The sequence below is a fragment of the Streptomyces sp. SM18 genome (assembly GCF_002910775.2).
Taxonomy (GTDB): Bacteria; Actinomycetota; Actinomycetes; order Streptomycetales; family Streptomycetaceae; genus Streptomyces; species Streptomyces halstedii.
In genome coordinates this window covers 3,099,402-3,119,520 of record NZ_CP029342.1, presented here as the reverse complement: position 1 = coordinate 3,119,520, position 20,119 = coordinate 3,099,402, and the positions used below count along the sequence as shown (strand labels likewise).

Sequence of the window (20,119 nt, the reverse complement as noted above, 5' to 3'; positions counted from 1 at the left end):
CGTAATAATTTTTGTGATTATCAGCGGAACCCTCGTGTTGTCAGCCTCATCTAAGCCATCGCCGGTTTGTATGGCAATGAGGTAAAACGACCACAGATGGGGACGCTATGCGTGAGATCGACCGAAGGGGACTTCTCGGAGTAGGACTCGGAGCCGCAGCCGCACTCACGGTGGCGGGCTGCGGCGCCTCCGGATCGTCGGACGGCGGCAGCCCCGGCAGCCCGGAGAAGAGCCCCAAGGGGGACGGAGGGGCGCACGGGACCGGGAACGGCGGAGGCTCTCCCAAGAAGAACGTCCGGGTCATCGGTGACGGTTCCACCGCCGACACCGGAAAGCAGCCGAAGCAGCCCGCCGCACCCGTCCGGCTCGAACCCGGCCAGAAGCCGCCGCAGTTCGTGATCTTCTCCTGGGACGGAGCCGGCGAGGTCGGCAACGGGCTCTTTCCGCGCTTTCTGGAGATCGCCCGGCAGCACAACGCCTCGATGACCTTCTTCCTCTCCGGGCTGTACCTCCTGCCCGAGGCGAAGAAGTCCCTCTACCGCCCGCCGAACAACCCCCGGGGCGCCTCCGACATCGGCTATCTGACCGACGGCCACGTCAAGGAGACCCTGAAGTACGTCAGCGAGGCCTGGCTCGACGGCCACGAGATCGGCACCCATTTCAACGGGCATTTCTGCGGCGGTTCCGGATCCGTCGAACACTGGACCCCGGCGCAATGGCAGAGCGAGATCGACCAGGCGGTGTCCTTCGTCACGCAATGGCGCACCAACAGCGGCTGGGCGGACATCGATCCGCTGCCGTTCGACTACCGCAAGGAACTCATCGGCGGCCGCACCCCCTGTCTGCTGGGCCAGGACAACCTGCTGCCCACCGCGAAGGCGCTGGGCTGGCGGTACGACGCCAGTTCGCCCGGCGGCCGGCAGATGTGGCCCGAGAAGCGCCAGGGCGTCTGGGACCTCCCGCTCCAGGGCGTGCCGTTCCCCGGCCACTCCTTCGAAGTCCTCTCCATGGACTACAACATCCTCGCCAACCAGTCGAAGAATTCGACCAACGGCATGCCCTCCCGCTATCCGGGCTGGCGCGAACAGGCCGTCGGCGCCTATGTCGCCGGTTTCGACCGGGCCTACGAGACGAACCGCGCGCCCTTCTACATCGGCAACCACTTCGAGGAGTGGAACGGCGGTATCTATATGGACGCCGTCGAGGAAGTGATCAAAAAGGTCGCGGACAAGCCGGATGTGCGCCTCGTCTCCTTCCGGCAGTTCGTCGACTGGCTCGACGCGCAGGATCCGGCGGTGCTCGACAAGCTGCGCACGCTGGAGGTCGGACAGGCCCCGGCAGGTGGCTGGAACACTTTCTTTAAACAGGCTTGACAAGGGGCTTTACGGGCATTGAGGGGGGCGCGGGAGATCGCCGGAACTGCCATGCGAAACTTTTCACATGAGCTCTGGCCTCGCACCCCGACGCCGCTTCACCCTGCTCGCCGCCGCGGCGGCGGCCGGTGCCCTGACGCTGTCCGCGTGCTCAGGTGACGGCACCACCTCCGGTGGTGGCGGCAACACGAATTTCGTCACCGGCAACAGCGGGATCTCCACCGTCCCCCGGGGCGAGCGCACGGACGCTCCGAAGCTCGACGGCACCACCCTGGAGGGCAAGCCCCTCGACATCACCGACTACCGGGGCAAGGTCGTCGTCCTGAACGTCTGGGGTTCCTGGTGCGGGCCCTGCCGGCTGGAGGCCAAGCACTTCGCCAAGGTCTCCAAGGAGACCGAGGGCCAGGGCATCCAGTTCGTCGGCATCAACACCCAGGACACCCAGAGGTCCCTGGCGATCAACTTCGAGAAGGACTACGGGGTCACCTACCCGAGCCTCTACGACCCGACGGGGAAGCTCCTCCTCCGCTTCCCCAAGGGCACGCTCAACCTCCAGACGATCCCCTCCACCGTGGTCATCGACCGCGACGGGAAGATCGCCGCCCGCAAGCTCGGCGGCCTCGACGCGGAGAAGCTGCACGAGATGATCGACCCGCTGATCGCGGAGAAGTGACCTCGTGCTCCAACTCGCCGCGACCACCGGTGTCAACGAGACGGTCTTCAGCGGGGCCCTCCTGGTGGCGCTCCCCATCGCCCTGCTCGCCGGGCTCGTCTCCTTCTTCTCGCCGTGCGTGCTGCCCCTGGTGCCCGGATACCTGAGCTACGTCACCGGCGTCAGCGGATCCGACCTCGCCGAGGCCCGGCGTGGACGGATGGTCGCGGGCGCCGCGCTCTTCGTGCTCGGCTTCACCGCGGTCTTCGTCTCCAGCGGCGCGCTCTTCGGATACTTCGGCCAGAACGTCATGGAGTACAGCGGCGTCCTCACCAAGGTCCTGGGCGTGCTGATGATCCTCATGGGGATCTTCTTCATGGGGCTGATGCCCTGGATGACGCAGCGTGAGTTCCGCATCCACAAGAAGCCGGTGACCGGGCTGGTGGGCGCGCCCGTGCTCGGCGCGCTCTTCGGCATCGGCTGGACGCCCTGCCTGGGGCCCACCCTCTCCTCGGTCCAGGTCCTCGCGCTCCAGCAGGGGACGGCCGGCCGCGGGGCCGTGCTGTCCGTGGCGTACTGCCTCGGCCTCGGCGTCCCGTTCGTCGTGGCGGCCGTCGCCTTCCGCAAGGCGCTCGGCGCGTTCGGCTGGGTCAAGCGACACTACGCATGGGTCATGCGGATCGGCGGCGGCATGATGATCGTGACCGGAATCCTCCTGCTGACGGGCGTGTGGGACACGCTCATCCAGGAGATGCGCATCTGGTCCGACGGCTTCACTGTGGGGATCTGAGTCTCATGAGCAACCTGAACACCACGGACGAGCACGACCTCTCCACGGCCGGGGAACAGCTCTCCACCGCCCCGCGTGAGGAGTCCGCCGCCTCCGTACCCGCGATGGGCGTCATCGGCTGGGCCCGCTGGTTCTGGCGCCAGCTCACCTCGATGCGGGTCGCCCTGATCCTGCTCTTCCTGCTGTCGCTCGGCGCCATCCCCGGCTCGCTGATCCCGCAGAACAGCGTGGACGAGATGAAGGTGGAGACCTTCAAGGGCGACCACACCACGCTCGCCCCGCTCTACGAGAAGCTGCAACTCTTCGACGTCTACAGCTCGGTGTGGTTCTCCGCGATCTACATCCTGCTGTTCGTCTCGCTGATCGGCTGCATCGTCCCGCGGACCGGCCAGTTCGTCGGGCAGCTGCGCGGCCGTCCGCCGGGCGCCCCGAAGAAGCTGACCCGGCTGCCCGCCTACACCACCTGGCGCACCGAGGCCGAGCCCGAGCGGGTCCGCGAGGCGGCCCTCGGTCTCCTGCGCGGGCGGCGCTTCCGCTCGCACACGGTGGGCGACGCCGTCGCCGCCGAGAAGGGCTACCTCCGCGAGGCCGGCAACCTGCTCTTCCACATCGCGCTGATCGTCATGCTCGTCGCCTTCGGCTGGGGCCAGCTCTTCAAGTTCGAGGGGGGCAAGCTCATCCTGGAGGGCGACGGGTTCGCCAACACGAAGACGCAGTACAACAACTTCCGGCCCGGCACGCTCTTCAGCGACGACGATCTCGTCCCCTTCAGCTTCGACCTCGACGAGTTCAGGGGTACGTACGAGCGCACCGGCCCGCAGCGCGGCACCCCCCGCACCTTCGAGGCCCATGTGACGTACGCCGAGGGCGTGGACGGCAAACCGCAGAAGCGGGTCATCAAGGTCAACCAGCCGCTCGTCGTGGACGGCACCAAGGTCTACCTCAACGCCCACGGGTACGCCCCGGTCATCTCCGTGAAGGACGGCAAGGGCAAGGAGGTCTACCGCAACGCGGTGCCCCTGCTGCCGCAGGACGACAACATCACCTCCACCGGCGCGATCAAGGTGATGGACGGCTACCGGGACGCCGACGGGAAGAAGACCCAGCTGGGCTTCCAGGCGTTCTTCGTCCCGACCTTCGCGGGTGAGGGCAGCGGCACGATGTTCTCGCAGTTCCCCGCCCTGGACTACCCGGTGCTGGCGCTCAACGGCTACTACGGCAGCCTCGGCGTGGACTCCGGGCTGCCGCAGAACGTCTACCAGCTCGACCCGTCCAAGATGACGGAGTTCAAGGACAGCAACGGCGACCAGCTCAAGCAGCGGCTGCGCCCCGGCGAGACGATGAAGCTGCCCGACGGCGCCGGCTCGGTCACCTTCGAGGGCGTCCAGGAATGGGCCAGCTTCCAGATCTCGCGCCAGCCCGCCAGCGGATGGGCGCTCACCGGGGCGGTCGCCGCCATCGCCGGACTCGCCGGATCGCTCTTCATCCAGCGCCGCCGGGTGTGGGTGCGGGCCGTCCCGGGAGCCGACGGGGTCACCGTCGTCGAGATGGCCGGTCTGGGCCGCAGCGAGTCCGCGCGGCTGCCCGAGGAACTGGCGGATCTCGCGGGCGCGCTCCACTCCGTGGCACCCACCGCACCCGAACCCGAGCCCGAGTCCGGACAACCTTCCGAAGAACCTGCCGAAGGGGCTGAGAAGTGAATCTCGCCGCCGCAACCAACGAGAACCTGGCACATACCAGCAATGTGCTGATCTATTCGTCGATGGCCGTCTACACCCTGGCCTTCTTCGCGCACATCGCCGAATGGATCTTCGGCAGCCGCAGCAAGGTCGGCCGCACGGCCGCCGCGCTGACGAAGGACACGGCGGCCACCGCCGGTCCCGTGGTGCGGGTGAAGGGCGCCCAGCAGGGCGGCACCGCCGTGCTGGACCGCCCCGAGGTCGTCACCCGGTCCGCCGCCGGGACCCGGGACGTCCCGGACGGGCCCGGAGCGGCGGGCGGCACCTTCAAGGGCGACCTGTGGGGGCGTATCGCGGTCTCCCTGACCGTCGTCGCCTTCGCCGTGCAGGCGGGCGGCGTGATCGCGCGCGCCCTGTCGGTGCGGCGGGCCCCCTGGGGCAACATGTACGAGTTCTCGATCACCTTCTCCACGGTGGCCGTCGGCGCGTACCTGGTGCTGCTCGCGCTGCGGAAGAACGTCCGCTGGATCGGGCTGCTGCTGGTCACCACGGTCCTGCTGGACCTCGGCATCGCGACCACGACGCTCTACACCGACAGCGACCAGCTGGTGCCCGCCCTGCACTCCTACTGGCTGTGGATCCACGTCTCCACCGCCATCATCTGCGGTGCCGTCTTCTACCTCGGGGCCGTCGGCACCCTGCTCTACCTCTTCCGCGACAGCTACGAGAACAAGATCGCGAGCGGCGGGAAGCCCGGGAAGTTCGCCACCTCGGTCCTGGAGCGGCTGCCGGCCGCCAAGAGCCTGGACACCTTCTCGTACCGCATCAACGCGGCCGTCTTCCCGCTGTGGACGTTCACGATCATCGCGGGCGCGATCTGGGCGGGCGACGCCTGGGGCCGCTACTGGGGCTGGGACCCCAAGGAGGTCTGGTCCTTCATCACCTGGGTCGCGTACGCCGCCTACCTGCACGCCCGCGCCACGGCCGGCTGGAAGGGCCGCAAGGCCGCCTACCTGGCGCTGGTCGCCTTCGGCTGCTGGCTCTTCAACTACTACGGCGTGAACATCTTCGTCACCGGCAAGCACTCCTACGCCGGGGTCTGATCCGGGACGCACACGCCACGAGGGCGCGACCGCTGCCGAGCGGTCGCGCCCTCGTCGTCGTACCGGGGGACCGGCCGGGCCTCAGAGGTCCCCGGCGATCTCGTGCGCCAGCTGTTCGGAGGAGGCGGGGTTCTGGCCGCTGTGCAGATTGCGGTCGTGCACGGTGTGCGGGCCCCAGGCCTCCCCGGCGGAGTACCGGGCGCCGAGCTCCACCAGCCGGCTCTCCAGCAGCCACGGCGCCTTGGCGGCCAACCCCGCCTCGGTCTCCTCGGCGTTGCTGAAACCCGTCATGCGGTAACCGGCGAAGGGCCAGCTCCCGTCCTCCCGGCGGGCGGCCAGCAGGGCGGCCGGGGCGTGGCACAGGACGGCGACCTGGGTGCCCGCGTCCAGGGCCGCGGTGAGCAGCCGGCCGGACGCCCCGTCGGTGGCCAGGTCCTCCATCGGCCCGTGGCCGCCGGGGTAGAAGATCACGTCGTACGAGGTGGGGACCACGTCCTCCAGCCGGCCGGGGATGCGGAGCGTCTCGTCGATCGAGGCGAGGTAGGAGGCGACGGAGTCGGCCCGGTCCTGGCCCCCGTTGGCCTCGGCGGCGAGGCTGGCCGGATCCACCGTCGGCGCCACACCGCCCGGGGTGGCGAAGGAGATGTCGTATCCGGCCTGGGAGAAGACACGGTGGGGCGCGGCCAGCTCCTCGGCCCAGAAGCCGGTGGGGTGGGTGGTGCCGTCGTTGAGGGTCCAGTGGTCGGCGCCGGTGAGGACGAAGAGTACGGAGGGCATGGGGGTGCTCCCTACGGGACGGAGATGCTGCGGTGAGCGGGCTCGGTACCGAGGATGACCGACCACGGCCGCGGACGCGGCACCACGCGCCGTCCCTACTCCGGACGCGCCGGACGTGTCGGGCGCCGCCGGGCCGTCCCGGACGCTCGGCGGGCGACGGGCACGGCGCTCGGTTCAGGCGCTCAGGGGGCGGCGGGCGGGGTGGAGTCCTCCGGCCCGGTGTTGCCCTCGCGGCGCTTGATCTCCTCCTCGCGGCGGCGCAGGTCCGCCTCCCAGTCCTTGAGGAGCGCCTCGTCCTTCTTGTCGTCGTCCTTGAGGGACTTGAGGAAGTCCGGGTTGTCGTCCGGCGCCACCCAGGTCCCGCGCCCACGGGACCACTCGGAAGGCGTACGGCCCCCGCCGGGCACCTGGCGCGTCTTGCCCGCGGCCAGCCAGACGATCGGCCCGACGATCCAGAACAGCAGGATGATGAAGACCCAGGCGATCTTCGGCAGGTGCTTGGCCTCTTCCTCCGGGGTGTTCAGGCAGTCGATGAACGCGAAGATCGTCAGCGCCAGCGGCAGGATGTAGAGCAGGGCCCTGAGCATCGTGGAAGATCCCCCGAGGTGAGGTGACGGGGCGCACGGACCGCCCCCGGTGATGGGCCAAGGGTAGCCGGTGTCCGATACTTGACAGCATGGCTTACGACGATCTTCGCTCCCTGCTCCGGGCTCTGGAGCGCGAGGGCGATCTCAAGCGCATCAAGGCCGAGGTCGATCCCCACCTGGAGGTCGGCGAGATCGTCGACCGGGTGAACAAGGCGGGCGGGCCCGCCCTGCTCTTCGAGAACGTCAAGGGGGCGACCATGCCCCTGGCCATGAACGTCTTCGGGACGGACCGGCGGCTCCTCAAGGCGCTCGGACTGAAGTCCTACGCCGAGATCAGCGACAAGATCGGCGGTCTGCTCAAGCCCGAGCTGCCGCAGGGCTTCGTCGGGATCCGGGAGGCCTTCGGCAAGCTCGGCTCGGTGGCCCACCTGCCGCCGAAGAAGGTCAAGTCCGACAGCGCGCCCGTCCAGGAAACGGTTCTGACCGGCGACGACGTGGACCTGGACCAGCTGCCCGCGCTCTTCACCTGGCCCGAGGACGGCGGCTCCTTCTTCAACCTGGGCCTCACCCACACCAAGGACCCCGAGACGGGCATCCGCAACCTCGGGCTCTACCGGCTCCAGCGCCACGACCGGCGCACCATCGGGATGCACTGGCAGATCCACAAGGACAGCCGCAACCACTACCAGACCGCCGCCAGGCGCGGGGAGCGGCTGCCGGTCGCGATCGCGTTCGGGGCGCCGCCCGCGGTGACGTACGCCTCCACCGCGCCGCTGCCCGGGGACATCGACGAGTACCTCTTCGCCGGGTTCGTCCAGGGCAAGCGGATCGAGATGGTGGACTGCAAGACCGTGCCGCTCCAGGTCCCCGCGCAGGCCGAGGTCGTCCTGGAGGGGTGGCTGGAGCCCGGCCGGATGCTGCCCGAGGGGCCGTTCGGCGACCACACCGGGTTCTACACCCCGCAGGAACCGTTCCCCGCGCTCACCATCGACTGTGTGACCATGCGCAGGCGGCCGCTGCTCCAGTCGATCGTGGTCGGCCGGCCGCCGACCGAGGACGGGCCGCTGGGCCGCGCCACCGAGCGGTTCTTCCTGCCGCTCCTCAAGGTCATCGTCCCGGACATCGTGGACTACCACCTGCCCGAGGCGGGCGGCTTCCACAACTGCGCGATCGTCTCGATCGACAAGAAGTACCCCAAGCACGCGCAGAAGGTGATGAGCGCCGTCTGGGGGGCGCACATGATGTCGCTGACCAAGCTGGTCGTCGTCGTGGACGCCGACTGCGACGTCCACGACCTGCACGAGGTGGCCTGGCGGGCGCTCGGCAACACCGACTACGCCCGTGACCTGCTGCTCACCGAAGGCCCGGTCGACCACCTCGACCACGCCTCCTACCAGCAGTTCTGGGGCGGCAAGGCGGGGATCGACGCGACGCGGAAGCTGCCCGAAGAGGGGTACACGAGGGACGGGGGCTGGCCCGAGATGGTCGAGTCGGACCCGGAGACGGCGGCGAAGGTCGACCGCCGCTGGAAGGAGTACGGCCTGTGAGCGCCTCCGCCGCCGCCGTGCCGCAGCCGCGCAGCAAGTCCCGCGCGTTCCTGCGGCTGGTGATGATCGAGCACTCGGTCTTCGCCCTGCCGTTCGCGTACATCGCCGCGCTCACCGCGATGTTCCGGATGGACGAGACCATCCACTGGGGCACGCTGCTGCTGGTGACCGTGGCCATGGTGGGGCTGCGCACCTTCGCGATGGCGGCGAACCGGATCATCGACCGGGAGGTCGACGCCCGCAACCCCCGCACCGCCGGCAGGGAGCTGGTCACCGGGGCGGTGTCCGTGCGGTCGGCCTGGACCGGCGCGCTGGTGGCCGTCGCCGTCTTCCTCGGCGCCGCGGCCCTGCTCAACCCGCTCTGTCTGATCCTGGCGCCGGTCGCCGTCGTGCCGATGGTCGTCTATCCGTACGGCAAGCGGTTCACCAACTTCCCGCACGCGATCCTCGGTGTCGCCCAGGCCATGGGGCCGATCGGCGCCTGGCTGGCGGTGACCGGCAGCTGGTCCTGGGACGCGGTGATCCTCGGGCTGGCCGTGGGGATCTGGATCGGCGGCTTCGACCTGATCTTCGCCTGCCAGGACGTGCGGGCGGACCGGGCCCACGGGGTCAAGTCCTTCCCGGCGCGCTTCGGCATCCCGGCGGCGCTCTGGGGCGCGCGGGTGTGCCACGCCGTGACGACCGGGATGCTGGTCTGGTTCGGTCTGGCGACCGGGGCCGGGCTCCTCTACTGGGTCGGCATGGTGATCGTGGCCGTGGCGTTCGTCTACGAGCACCGGGTCGTGCGGCCGCACGACCTGTCCCGGCTGAACCGGGCGTTCTTCTCGGTGAACGGCTTCATCGGCATGGCGCTGTTCGCCTGCGCGCTGCTCGACCTGCTGGTGCGCGGCCTCACACCGTGACGGAGGACCCGGGCGCCGGGCGGCGGGGGCGGCGGAAGAGGAACGCCGCCAGCACCCCGCCGAGCAGGCCGAAGAGGTGGCCCTGCCAGCTGATGCCGGAGTCGGTCGGCAGGACGCCCCACAGGATCGAGCCGTAGACCGCGGCGACGGCCACCCCGATCACGATGTCGAGCGGGCGGCGGTCCACGAAGCCGCGGACCAGCAGATAGCCGAAGAGCCCGAAGACCACCCCGGACGCGCCGAGCGTGACCGTGCCGGACGGCGCGGTGAACCAGACGCCGAGGCCGGCCGTCACGATCACCGTCAGGACCACGGCGGCGAACCTGCGGATCCCGGCGAGCGCGGCTATGAAGCCGAGGACGAGCAGCGGCAGGCTGTTGGAGGCGACGTGCTGCCAGCCGGCGTGCAGGAAGGCGGACGGCACGACGTCCAGCAGCTCGGCCGGCTCGCGCGGGGAGATGCCGTGGTCGTCCAGACGGTGGCCGGCCAGGGTGTCTATGCCTTCCAGCACCCACAGCAGCGCCACCCAGGTGATCATCACCGCACCGGCCGTGGTGGCCCGTGCGGTGGTGGTGGTCGTGCGTGTGACGGTCATGGTCACCCCCTGTCGACGGCTGTCGCTTCTTCCGTGCAACGTACGGAGCCCCTCGCCCGGTTCCGCGAGACCTCCGCCGGATAGGCTCGCCCGTGTGAAATCCGGGACTTCAGTGAGTGAGCGGCCGCGCGCGCCTTGGATTGTCGGGGTGTCGGGCGCCTCGGGTACCCCGTTCGCGGCCTCCGTCCTGCGCGGGCTGCTGGACGCGGGGGAGAGCGTCGACCTGGTGGTGAGCCGTGCCTCGCGGCTGACGCTGCTGGACGAGACGGGGATCGCCTTCCGCGACGCGCACTGGCGGGAGGATCTGCGGGGCTGGCTGGCGCGCGGCGCGGACGGCGGGCCGGACACCTTCGCGGTGCCGGACGACGTGCTGGACCGGGTGCGGTACTGGGGGGCCGGTGATCTGGCGGCCGGCCCGTCCTCGGGGTCGTACCCGGCGAAGGGGATGCTGATCGTCCCGGCCTCCACGGCCTGTGTGGCCGGGGTGGCGCTGGGACTCTCGAAGGATCTGCTGCAACGCGCGGCGAGCGTGACGCTCAAGGAGCGCAGGACACTCGTCGTCGCGGTGCGCGAGACGCCGCTCAGCGGCCAGACGCTGAAGCAGATGGTGGCCCTCGACGAGGCGGGCGCCGTGGTGCTGCCCGCCTCTCCGGCGTTCTACGCGGGGGCGACCCACATCCAGGACCTGGTGGACTTCGTCGCCGGGCGGGTGCTGGACGCGGCGGGGGTGCCGCACCAGCTGTACCGCCGGTGGGAGGGAGAACTCGGTGGAGGCTCCCGTGAGAGGCCCTGAGGGCTCAGCGCTTCCGGTCGGTGCGCGGGGCCCGGGTCTTGTCGACGCGGTGGGCGGCGGCGGGCTGGTGGGCACGCGAGCGGTTGGCCAGGTCCTGCAGCTCGCGCATCCGGGCGTAGGCCATCTCGATCGTGTACACGGTGACTATCACTCCTGAAGATTCGTAAGCGATTTTGGATCGACCTGAAAGATTTACAGGCTCTCGACCCTGCTGTGCCTTAGATTCTACACGTAATCTCGCGATACTGCTGAACAATGGAAGGCTTCAGTCATATGGACGCGGTGGACAGGCAGCTCATCCAGGCACTCAGAGAGAACGGCAGGGCCTCGTACGCCGAGCTGGGGCGGCTCGTCGGGCTCTCCGGCCCCAGCGTCACCGACCGCATCAACCGGCTGGAATCCGCCGGTGTCATCACCGGGTACCGCGCGACGGTGGACGCCGCGTCCCTGGGGCTGGGTGTCACCGCGCTCATCGGTGTCTCGCTCTCCGACGCCGCCGACCACGAGGACGTGGCGCACCGGCTGAAGGAGCTCGCCGAGATCGAGGACTGCTGGTTCATCGCCGGCGAGGACTCCTTCACGCTCAAGGTGCGGGTCGGTGACGTGGACGGCCTGGAGCGGACGATCCGCCGGCTCAGCGGGACCAAGGGCGTCTCGCGTACCCGTACGACGGTCGTGCTCTCCACGAAGTGGGAGAACCGGGTGGGAGAGCTCCCCGACGAGGTGTGACACGGAGCGGCAATGCGGGTGCCGGGGGCCGGAAGGCGGGGGAGTACGGTGGGCTGCCGGAGTCTGTTACGTAGAGATATGGGAGGCGCCCTAGTGGACGCGGGACTCAAGCGCGAGCTGGAGGAGAAGGTCCGGGCCGGCGAGCGGCTGACCCGCGAGGACGGGATCGCGCTCTACGAGTCCGACGACCTGGCCTGGCTCGGCGGGCTGGCCCACGAGGTGCGGACGCGGAAGAACGGCGACGTCGTCCACTTCAACGTCAACCGCCACCTCAACATGACGAACGTGTGCACCGCGTCCTGCGCCTACTGCTCGTTCCAGCGCAAGCCGGGCGAGAAGGACGCGTACACGATGCGGATCGAGGAGGCCGTCCGCCTCGCCAAGGCGATGGAGGGCGAGAACCTCACCGAGCTGCACATCGTCAACGGCCTGCACCCCACCCTCCCGTGGCGCTACTACCCGCGGTCGCTGAGCGCGCTGAAGGAAGCCCTGCCGGACGTGGCGCTCAAGGCGTTCACCGCGACGGAGATCCACCATTTCGAGACGATCTCGGGCCTCTCGGCGTCCGAGATCCTCGACGAGCTGATCGACGCCGGTCTGGAGTCGCTGACCGGCGGCGGCGCGGAGATCTTCGACTGGGAGGTCCGCCAGCACATCGTCGACCACAACACCCACTGGGAGGACTGGTCGCGCATCCACCGCCTCGCGCACGAGAAGGGGCTCAAGACCCCGGCGACGATGCTGTACGGGCACATCGAGGAGCCCCGGCACCGCGTCGACCACGTGCTGCGGCTGCGGGAGATGCAGGACGAGACCGGCGGCTTCCAGGTCTTCATCCCGCTGCGCTACCAGCACGACTTCGTGGACATGAAGGACGGCAAGGTCCGCAACACCCTCCAGGCCCGGACGTCCATGGCGACCGGCGCGGAGGCGCTCAAGACCTTCGCGGTCTCGCGGCTGCTCTTCGACAACGTCCCGCACGTCAAGGTGTTCTGGGTGATGCACGGGGTGCAGACCGCCCAGCTCGCGCTCCAGCACGGCGCGGACGACATGGACGGCTCGGTCGTCGAGTACAAGATCACGCACGACGCGGACGACTACGGCACCCCGAACAAGCTCGGCCGCGAGGATCTGCTGGAGCTCATCAGGGACGCGGGCTTCCGGCCCGTGGAGCGCAACACCCGGTACGAGATCCTGCGTGAGTACCCGGGACCGGACGCGGAGCTGCGCGAGTCGCCGCAGCCGATGCGCGTCTGACGCGCCCCGTCGGCAGAGGCCCCCGTAAGGGGCCCGGAGAGCCCCGCCCGTGGTGACAGTCGCCCGGAGCGGGGCTTTCTCATGCGTCCGGACAGGTGTCCGTCCGTCCGGACGGGAGTGCGGGAGGGCGGGATCCGGGTTGTGAAGGCCGGGTTGTAATGGTTAATCTCGCTCTATGGCTCTTACTTTTGAGGTGAACCCCGCTTTCGACCCGGCCCTTCGGGACGGCATCACCGTGCTGTGGGCCGATGTCAGCAACGCGGGCGGGGCCGTCGGGTTCCTGCCCCCGGTGACCGCGGACGAGATCCGGCCGGAGCTGCTCAAGCACCTCACGGCCATCGCGGAGGGACGTACCCGGCTGGTGGTCGGCCGCGACGAGGACGGCCAGGTCGCCGCCACCGCCTTCCTCACCCTCAACACCCACCGCCTGATGCGCCATTGGGCCTGGCTCTACACGGTGATGGTCCACCCCCGCCACCAGGGCAAGGGATACGGCCGCGAGCTGATGGCGGCCGCGGCCGACGCCGCACGCTCCCTCGACGGCGTCGACGCCATCCGGCTCACCTGCCGCGGCGGCACGGGCGCCGACCGCTTCTACACCTCCTGCGGGTACAAGGAGGTCGGCCGGGTCCCGGACGCCATCCGGGTCGCCGACGACGACTACCGGGACGACGTCATCATGCTGCTCCCGCTCTTCCGTTAGCGGTGGCGGGGCGCCCGCTCGTGCCGGAAGGGGAACCCCTGGGAAGTGACGGAATTCGGGGCATGCTTCACTGGTCGGGCAGAGTCGCAGACTGCAACGAGCGTGAGAGACGTCGGACGTAGAGAGAAGGCCAAGCCGTGTCCGCTGCCAAGCCGAGCGCAACGATCCGGTACACCGCGTTGCGCCTCCTGATTTTCGTCGGCTGCTTCTTCGTCTCCGGCGTCGCGGTCCACTTCGGGCTGCTGCCCTCCGGCGTCGGCGGCTCCAACGTCGTCTGGGTCATCCTCCTGGGCCTGCTGCTCTCCGCGCCCCTGAGCTACGTCCTCCTGCGCAAGCAGCGCGACGAGATGTCCGAGCAGATCATCTCCACGGTCGACCGGTCCAAGGCCCGGCTCGAAGCGAACCGCACCCGCGAGGACGGCGTCACCCCGTAACGTTCCTCACAGACGGTCCCGTACGGGACAGCGCCCCGGCACCGAGCAGCCGCTCCGGTACCGGGGCTTCGGCGTTCTCCGGCACGGTCCGGCCCGGCCGGTGCGATTCGACCCAAGCGGACCTTTGAGGTCCTCAAAGTACAAGTGTTAACGTGTTCGGCATGAACACCGCAGTGCGCACCCGTCACGCCATGAGCCTGTCGCTCGTGGCGCGCCTGCACGTGGATCTCTGCCGCTGTATGTCCGCGGTCTGTTGCCGCAACGTCTGAACCGGCATCATGCAGCGGCGCCGCCCCTGGCGCGGGCGCCGCACCCCGTCCCCGTTCCACCGCACGTCGGCACGTCTGTTCCCGTACGTCCCGCTGCGTCCTCCCAGGAGTGTTCCCTTGTCCGCGAATTCCGCGTCCCCCGAGACCGAGGCCGAGGCCGAGAAGCCGTCCGGCTCCGGTTTCCGCATACCCGGCGTCCCGTTCTGGGTCCAGATCGTCGCCGGTCTGGTGCTCGGCGTCCTGCTCGGCTGGCTCACCCGCAGCCAGGACATCGACTGGCTCTACACCACGCTCGACAAGGTCGGCCACATCTTCGTCCAGCTCCTCAAGCTGGCCGTCGCGCCCCTCGTCTTCTTCGCGATCATGGTGTCGATCACCAACCTGCGCAAGGTCAACAACGCCGCCAGGCTGGCCGGCCGCACCCTGCTCTGGTTCATGATCACGTCGCTGATCGCGGTCGCCATCGGCCTCGCGATCGGTCTGATCACCAACCCGGGCTCCGGCACCGGCCTCACCCCCAAGGACGGCGCCAAGCCCGAGCACGCCGGCTCCTGGCTCGACTTCCTCACCGGCATCATCCCGACGGACGTCATCACGCCGTTCACCGAACTGAACGTGCTCCAGATCGTCTTCATGGCCGCCGTCGCCGGTATCGCCGCGCTCCAGCTCGGTGAGAGGGCCAAGCCGATCCTCACCCTCAGCGAGTCGGTCCTGGAACTCCTCCAGAAGGCCCTGTGGTGGGTCATCCGCCTCGCCCCCATCGGCACGGTCGGCCTCATCGGCTACGCCATCGCCGACTACGGCTGGGACCTGCTCGGCAAGTACGCGACGTTCACCGCGGACGTCTACATCGGCTGCGCCATCGTGCTGTTCGGCGTCTACCCGCTGCTGCTCGCCACGGTCGCCAAGGTCAGCCCGCTCCAGTTCTTCAAGGGCGCCTGGCCCGCGATCCAGCTCGGCTTCGTCTCCCGCTCCTCGGTCGGCACCATGCCGGTCACCCAGAAGGTCACCGAGCGGCTCGGCGTCCCGAAGGAGTACGCCAGCTTCGCCGTCCCGTTCGGCGCCACGACCAAGATGGACGGCTGCGCCGCGATCTACCCGGCGCTGGCGGCGATCTTCATCGCGCAGATCTTCGACGTCCAGCTGGGCATCGGCGACTACATCCTGATCGCGTTCGTCTCGGTCATCGGTTCGGCGGCCACCGCGGGCCTCACCGGCGCCACGGTCATGCTGACCCTCACCCTGTCCACGCTGGGCCTCCCGCTGGAGGGCGTGGGCCTGCTGCTGGCCATCGACCCGATCCTGGACATGATGCGCACCGCCACGAACGTGGCCGGCCAGGCGATGGTCCCGGTGCTCGTCGCGGCCCGCGAGAAGATCCTCGACCACGACGCGTACAACTCGGCGTCGGCCTCCCCGGTCGACGAGGTCAGCGTGTCCGACGCGGAGCGGAAGGTGACGCTGCCCGTCCCCGCGTGACACCGCCGTACGGCACCCTCGGAGCGCCCCCGGCCGGAACCCTTCCGGCCGGGGGCGCTCCGTCGTCGTCCGGGGCGGGCACGGCCCTCAGGGCCGCTGGAAGACGACCTCGGGGTTGCCCGGTGTCGGCCCGGCCAGGAGCGGCTGCGGCCGGCCCCGCAGGTGCAGGTCGAGGAAGGCCGCGGTGTAGTCACGGGTGATACGGACCGAGCGGTCCGCGGAGAGGGTGGCGGTGGGGTCCACCGGGAGGCCCAGCTGTTCGGCGAGGAGGGGGACGTCCGTGAAGGTGAAGTGCCCGGACTCCTTGACGGACAGCCAGCGCTTCCAGCCGCCCAGCCGCTGGAAGCCCTCGTCCCAGGTGGGATCCCCGCCGCCGGGCCGGTGCAGCCCGTCGACGCCCAGCATCAGGAACGGGCGGCCGCCGAGGCCCGCTTCGGGGACCGGGTCGAAGAAGGTGCCGTCCATGTTGATCCCGGCGCCGACGCGCGGATCGGTGTGCATCACGGAGGCGGCGGCGTTCCCGCCGATGGAGTGCCCGGCCGCGGCGATCCGGGCCGGGTCGATCATGCGTGCGTGGTGCCAGGCGGGGTGGTGGCCGGTCAGCCGGTCGAGCACGAAGGAGAGGTCGGCGGCGCGCCCGGTGGAGACGGCCTTCAGCACCAGCCGTTCGGAGGCGTCGTCCGGGGCCGCCTGGACCTGGTCGCAGGCGGTGCAGGTGAGTATCCGGCGGCCGGGGAAGGCGCTTCCGGTCGATTCGTAGGCGTGGTCCACGCTCGCCACCACGTAACCGCGGCTCGCCAGGTCCTCGGCGAGCGAGGTCAGGGTGGCCCGGGGGGTGTTGAACCCGGGGGAGAGCAGCACCAGCGGGTACCGGCCCCGGGCGGGGGGAGCTCCGGTGCGGGCGTGGGTGACGGTGCCGGCGACCACATCGGCGGGGACTGCGTCGTCCAGCCCGCGTGACGCCAGCAGCAGCCGGGCCTCCTCGGTGCTCAGATACGGGCGGGGGGCGCCGCCGCCCGAGCGGGCCGGGTAGTGCAGGGAGACCATCAGCTCCCGTGGTCCGGCCTCGGGGACCCAGGGGTCGGCGCGGTCGTGGTCGACGAGGTGCAGCACTTCCGTGCCGACGGCGTACGGGCCGGTGGGGCGGGGCAGTTCGGGTGTCGCGGTGCGGCTCGCCGTCGCGGCGGGGGCGGTGTCCGGTAAGGCGTGGGCCGCGGTGGCGGGAGCGGCGAGCAGGACGGTCGCGGCGAGGGCCGCGAGCACGGCCGGTCCGCGGAATCGGGTCGTCATGCGGCGACAGTAGGCGGCGGCGCGGGGCGCGGGCATCGTGCCCGAGGCCGATGCCGTGTGCGACTGGAGTCGGACGGCGGCCGCCTCCCTTGCGGGTCCGGGGGGGCGTCCTTCGGCCATCGGGGCCGGTGGGCGCGGTCGCGTACGGTGCGCGCCCGACCCGCGCCGTACGCTTACCGGAGTGGTGGGGGCGGGGAGGAAGACCGACGTGAGTGCAGTGAAGAGCAAACGCATGCCGCGCGCCGAGCGGGAGCGGCAGATGATGGACGCCGCGGTGCGGACCTTCGGGCAGCGTGGGTACCGGGCCGCCTCGATGGACGAGATCGCGGAGCTGGCCGGGGTGTCGAAGCCGCTGGTCTACCTCTACCTGAATTCCAAGGAGGAGCTGTTCACCGCCTGCATCCGCCGTGAGTCCGAGGCCCTGATGGAGGCGGTGCGGGCCGGGGTCGAGCCGGATCTGCCGGCCGACCGGCAGCTGTGGACGGGGCTGCGGGCGTTCTTCGAGCACACCGCGGACCACCCGGACGCCTGGGCGGTGCTGCACCAGCAGGCCCGCGCGCAGGGGGAGCCGTTCGTCGGTGAGGTCGCGGTGCTCCGGGAGGAGATCGTGGCGTTCGTGACGGGCCTGATCGGGGCGGCGGCGCGCGAGGCGCACCACGATCCCGCGCTGCCCGACCGGGACGTGGCCGGGCTCGCGCAGGCGCTGGTGGGGGCCGCGGAGGCGCTCGCCGGATGGGCGAACATCACCCCCGGTGTCTCGGCCCGGGAGGCCGCGACCACCCTGATGAACTTCTCCTGGGCGGGCCTGGAGAACCTGATGCACGGGCGGGGCTGGCAGCCCACGGAGGACTGACGGCCCCCTGGTCAGCGCTGGCGGACCAGGGTGCCGGTGAGGTGGACCCGGTCGCCGCCGCGCAGGAGGAAGGCGTCCGCGGCGGCGGCGTAGGTGACGGTGGCGGGCAGCAGGACGGGCGCCTTGAACTCGGCCCGTACGGAACGGATCCGGCCACGGTCCCGCGCGCCGGACTCCGTGCTTGTTGAGCCTGTTCCCGTGCCTGTTCCCGTTCCCGTTCCGGGCCCCGCGCCCGCTCCCGTCTCCGCCTCGGCGAGACAGCGGGCGACCGTCCACATGCCGTGGGCGATGTGCCGGGGGAAGCCGAACAGCCGTGCGGTGAGCGGGTGGAGGTGGATCGGGTTCCGGTCGCCCGAGACGGCACCGTAGCGCCGCCCGAGGTCGCCGGGCAGCCGCCACTCGGCGACGGCGGGCAGCCCGGCCCCGGCGGCGGGCGCGTCCGGCGGGGCGGTCCCGGCGGCGGACGCCCCCGCCCGGACGGTGGCGCCCCGCGACCGGTCCGCGGTGCCGCCGGGCGTACCGGACGCCGCGTGCCGGGACAGATAGCCGCTGCGTGACTCCCAGACCGTCTCCCCCGCACACCGCGCCTCGGTCACCACCGTGACCTCGGTGCCGCGCCGATGAGCCGTCAGTTCGGCGGCGTACACGGTGAGTTCGAGGCGGTCCTCCGGGCGCGGCGGCCGGTGCGCGGTGATCTCGATCCAGGTGTGGACCAGGCCCAGGACCGGGAGCGGGAAGGACCGTCGGGTCATCAGCCGCATGGCGAGCGGGAAGCCGAGCACATGCGGATAGGTGAGCGGCAGGTTCTCCGGGTCGGTGAAGCCGCAGAGCGCCCGGTACGCGGCGAGGGGCGCCGGGGCGGTGGGCGCGGCGGGCAGCACCTCGCGGCCCGTCGGCAGGGTGGCGCCGGGGCCGCCGGCCCGCTTGAACGGGGAGGTGACGGCTCCGCGCAGCAGGGACACGCCGAGGGCGGTCATGGCTCAGGCCCCCAGCAGGCTCTGGCCGCAGACCCGGACGACCTGGCCGTTGACGGCGGTGGAGGCGGGCTGGGCGAGCCAGGCGGTGGTCTCCGCGACGTCCACCGGAAGGCCGCCCTGGGACAGGGAGTTCATCCGGCGCCCCGCCTCCCGTATGAAGAGCGGGACGGCGGCCGTCATCTTCGTCTCGATGAAGCCGGGCGCCACCGCGTTGACCGTGACGCCGTGCTCGGCTGCGGCACGCGGGGCCAGGGAGCGGACCAGACCGATGATGCCCGCCTTGGAGGCCGCGTAGTTGGTCTGGCCGTTGTTGCCCGCGATGCCGGCGATGGACGCGGTGGCGACGATCCGGCCGCCCCGGTTCACGGCGCCCGCCTTCAGCAGGGCGTCGGTGGTGCGCAGGACGCTGTCGAGGTTGACCTCGATGACCTGCGCCCAGCGCTCGGCGGGCATGTTGGCCAGCCGCCGGTCCCGGGTGACACCGGCGTTGTGGACGAGGACGTCCAGGCCCTCCGGGGCGGCCGCGGCGATGCGTTCGGCCGCGTCGGCGGCGGTGATGTCCAGCGGCAGGGCCCTCGCCCCGAGCCGATCGGCGGTGCGGACCAGGTCCTCCTGGGCCTGCGGGACGTCCAGGCAGATCACCTGGGCGCCGTCCCTGGCCAGCACGGAGGCGACCGAGGCGCCGATGCCCCGGGCCGCGCCGGTGACCAGCGCGGTGCGCCCGGACAGCGGGGCCGCCCAGTCGGCGACCGGGTCGGGGGCGGTGTCCGTCAGCTCGATGACCTGACCGCTGACGTACGCGGAGCGGGGTGACAGCAGGAAGCGCAGGGTGGACTCGGCACCGGCGGCGGCGCCCGGCGGTATCCGGAGCAGCTGCGCGGTGGCGCCCCGGCCGATCTCCTTGCCGAGCGAGCGGACGAACCCTTCCAACGCCTGCTGGGCGGCGGCCTGGTGGTGGTCGTCGGGCGAGGGCGGGGTGCCGAGGACGACGATCCTGCCGCCGGTGGCCAGGGACCGTACGACCGGGTGGAGCGCGGCGTGGACGGCGCCGAGCCCGGCCGCCGTGGTGATTCCCGTCGCATCCACGACCACGGCCGCCGGGCGCTCGGCGGCCGTGGTGACCACCGGTCCGGTGGCGGCGAGGACCGGGCCGAGAGTCTCCCCGAGAGCCGACGCACCGGCCGTGAGGTGCAGCGACGGGCCGTCGAGCGTGGGTGTCGCCGGGCTCCAGCGGCGCAGCGGGACGGGCTGCGGCAGGCCGAGCCGGCGGGTCAGGAAGCGGCCGGGTGCGGTGCCGGTCAGGTGCAGATAGCGGTCGGCCATTGTCCAG

Annotated in this window: 21 protein-coding genes; 14 read left to right on the top strand and 7 right to left on the bottom strand. The window is 70.7% G+C overall.

Annotated features, from left to right (window positions below; genetic code table 11):
* Positions 1-107: 107 nt before the first annotated feature.
* From B9S64_RS13820 to ccsB, 5 genes are all read left to right on the top strand, one after another.
* Entirely contained in the window at positions 108-1,373 is a 1,266-nt protein-coding gene (locus tag B9S64_RS13820) for a hypothetical protein (protein WP_103493874.1), read from the top strand.
* 67 nt (positions 1,374-1,440) lie between these two features.
* Complete coding sequence (locus tag B9S64_RS13815; protein ID WP_028441458.1) at positions 1,441-2,046, top strand: TlpA disulfide reductase family protein; 606 nt, start codon at positions 1,441-1,443, stop codon at positions 2,044-2,046.
* 4 nt (positions 2,047-2,050) lie between these two features.
* Positions 2,051-2,815 carry a cytochrome c biogenesis CcdA family protein gene (locus tag B9S64_RS13810; RefSeq protein WP_103493875.1) on the top strand — a complete coding sequence of 255 codons (765 nt, stop codon included), beginning with the start codon at positions 2,051-2,053 and terminating at the stop codon, positions 2,813-2,815.
* Positions 2,816-2,820: 5 nt separating this feature from the next.
* Positions 2,821-4,515, top strand: a complete 1,695-nt coding sequence (locus B9S64_RS13805; RefSeq protein ID WP_103493876.1) for a cytochrome c biogenesis protein ResB — start codon at positions 2,821-2,823, stop codon at positions 4,513-4,515.
* Positions 4,512-5,597 (top strand): c-type cytochrome biogenesis protein CcsB, encoded by a 1,086-nt coding sequence (gene ccsB, locus B9S64_RS13800; RefSeq protein ID WP_103493877.1) that lies wholly within the window; start codon positions 4,512-4,514, stop codon positions 5,595-5,597. Before B9S64_RS13805 ends, ccsB begins: the two co-directional genes overlap by 4 nt.
* 81 nt (positions 5,598-5,678) lie before the next feature.
* Here ccsB and B9S64_RS13795 read toward each other — a convergent pair whose 3' ends face one another.
* Together B9S64_RS13795 and B9S64_RS13790 are read right to left on the bottom strand one after the other, a co-directional pair.
* A complete protein-coding gene (locus B9S64_RS13795) occupies positions 5,679-6,374 on the bottom strand; it encodes a type 1 glutamine amidotransferase domain-containing protein (protein WP_103493878.1) in 696 nt (231 codons plus the stop codon).
* Between the two features lie 182 nt (positions 6,375-6,556).
* The gene (locus tag B9S64_RS13790; protein WP_103493879.1) at positions 6,557-6,961 is read right to left on the bottom strand and encodes a PLD nuclease N-terminal domain-containing protein; all 405 of its coding nucleotides are present in this window, start codon (positions 6,959-6,961) and stop codon (positions 6,557-6,559) included.
* An 89-nt stretch (positions 6,962-7,050) separates the two neighbouring features.
* Between B9S64_RS13790 and B9S64_RS13785 the strand changes: the two genes are divergently transcribed.
* Complete coding sequence (locus B9S64_RS13785; protein ID WP_103493880.1) at positions 7,051-8,508, top strand: menaquinone biosynthesis decarboxylase; 1,458 nt, start codon at positions 7,051-7,053, stop codon at positions 8,506-8,508.
* Positions 8,505-9,410 carry a menaquinone biosynthesis prenyltransferase MqnP gene (gene mqnP, locus B9S64_RS13780; RefSeq protein ID WP_103493881.1) on the top strand — a complete coding sequence of 302 codons (906 nt, stop codon included), beginning with the start codon at positions 8,505-8,507 and terminating at the stop codon, positions 9,408-9,410. The genes B9S64_RS13785 and mqnP overlap by 4 nt, the downstream gene beginning before the upstream one ends.
* On the opposite strand, the gene B9S64_RS13775 is transcribed toward mqnP, so the two are convergent.
* Positions 9,400-10,005 (bottom strand): rhomboid family intramembrane serine protease, encoded by a 606-nt coding sequence (locus B9S64_RS13775; RefSeq protein ID WP_103493882.1) that lies wholly within the window; start codon positions 10,003-10,005, stop codon positions 9,400-9,402. The genes mqnP and B9S64_RS13775 overlap by 11 nt on opposite strands.
* A gap of 94 nt (positions 10,006-10,099) precedes the next feature.
* Here B9S64_RS13775 and B9S64_RS13770 point away from each other — a divergent pair, with 94 nt between their 5' ends.
* On the top strand, positions 10,100-10,798 hold the full coding sequence (locus B9S64_RS13770) for a UbiX family flavin prenyltransferase (RefSeq protein ID WP_372453981.1): 699 nt from the start codon (positions 10,100-10,102) through the stop codon (positions 10,796-10,798).
* Between the two features lie 4 nt (positions 10,799-10,802).
* Here B9S64_RS13770 and B9S64_RS35020 read toward each other — a convergent pair whose 3' ends face one another.
* Positions 10,803-10,937: a hypothetical protein gene (locus B9S64_RS35020; protein ID WP_255310544.1), complete on the bottom strand. Its 135-nt coding sequence runs from the start codon at positions 10,935-10,937 to the stop codon at positions 10,803-10,805.
* Positions 10,938-11,071: 134 nt separating this feature from the next.
* Between B9S64_RS35020 and B9S64_RS13765 the strand changes: the two genes are divergently transcribed.
* From B9S64_RS13765 to B9S64_RS13745, 5 genes are all read left to right on the top strand, one after another.
* On the top strand, positions 11,072-11,527 hold the full coding sequence (locus tag B9S64_RS13765) for an Lrp/AsnC family transcriptional regulator (RefSeq protein WP_028441448.1): 456 nt from the start codon (positions 11,072-11,074) through the stop codon (positions 11,525-11,527).
* A 93-nt stretch (positions 11,528-11,620) separates the two neighbouring features.
* Complete coding sequence (mqnE, locus tag B9S64_RS13760) at positions 11,621-12,784, top strand: aminofutalosine synthase MqnE (RefSeq protein WP_103493884.1); 1,164 nt, start codon at positions 11,621-11,623, stop codon at positions 12,782-12,784.
* A gap of 175 nt (positions 12,785-12,959) precedes the next feature.
* Positions 12,960-13,487 (top strand): GNAT family N-acetyltransferase, encoded by a 528-nt coding sequence (locus tag B9S64_RS13755; RefSeq protein WP_103493885.1) that lies wholly within the window; start codon positions 12,960-12,962, stop codon positions 13,485-13,487.
* A 137-nt stretch (positions 13,488-13,624) separates the two neighbouring features.
* A complete protein-coding gene (locus B9S64_RS13750; RefSeq protein WP_103493886.1) occupies positions 13,625-13,921 on the top strand; it encodes a DUF4229 domain-containing protein in 297 nt (98 codons plus the stop codon).
* A 386-nt stretch (positions 13,922-14,307) separates the two neighbouring features.
* Positions 14,308-15,669: a dicarboxylate/amino acid:cation symporter gene (locus B9S64_RS13745; protein WP_103493887.1), complete on the top strand. Its 1,362-nt coding sequence runs from the start codon at positions 14,308-14,310 to the stop codon at positions 15,667-15,669.
* A gap of 87 nt (positions 15,670-15,756) precedes the next feature.
* Here B9S64_RS13745 and B9S64_RS13740 read toward each other — a convergent pair whose 3' ends face one another.
* Entirely contained in the window at positions 15,757-16,959 is a 1,203-nt protein-coding gene (locus tag B9S64_RS13740; protein WP_103493888.1) for an alpha/beta hydrolase, read from the bottom strand.
* Between the two features lie 208 nt (positions 16,960-17,167).
* Here B9S64_RS13740 and B9S64_RS13735 point away from each other — a divergent pair, with 208 nt between their 5' ends.
* The gene (locus B9S64_RS13735) at positions 17,168-17,812 is read left to right on the top strand and encodes a TetR/AcrR family transcriptional regulator (protein ID WP_103493889.1); all 645 of its coding nucleotides are present in this window, start codon (positions 17,168-17,170) and stop codon (positions 17,810-17,812) included.
* A gap of 11 nt (positions 17,813-17,823) precedes the next feature.
* Here the strand turns inward: B9S64_RS13735 and B9S64_RS13730 are convergent, their stop codons facing one another.
* Together B9S64_RS13730 and B9S64_RS13725 are read right to left on the bottom strand one after the other, a co-directional pair.
* The gene (locus B9S64_RS13730) at positions 17,824-18,789 is read right to left on the bottom strand and encodes a MaoC/PaaZ C-terminal domain-containing protein (RefSeq protein ID WP_109492050.1); all 966 of its coding nucleotides are present in this window, start codon (positions 18,787-18,789) and stop codon (positions 17,824-17,826) included.
* Between the two features lie 3 nt (positions 18,790-18,792).
* Positions 18,793-20,112, bottom strand: a complete 1,320-nt coding sequence (locus tag B9S64_RS13725; protein ID WP_103489638.1) for a 3-oxoacyl-ACP reductase — start codon at positions 20,110-20,112, stop codon at positions 18,793-18,795.
* Positions 20,113-20,119: the final 7 nt, after the last annotated feature.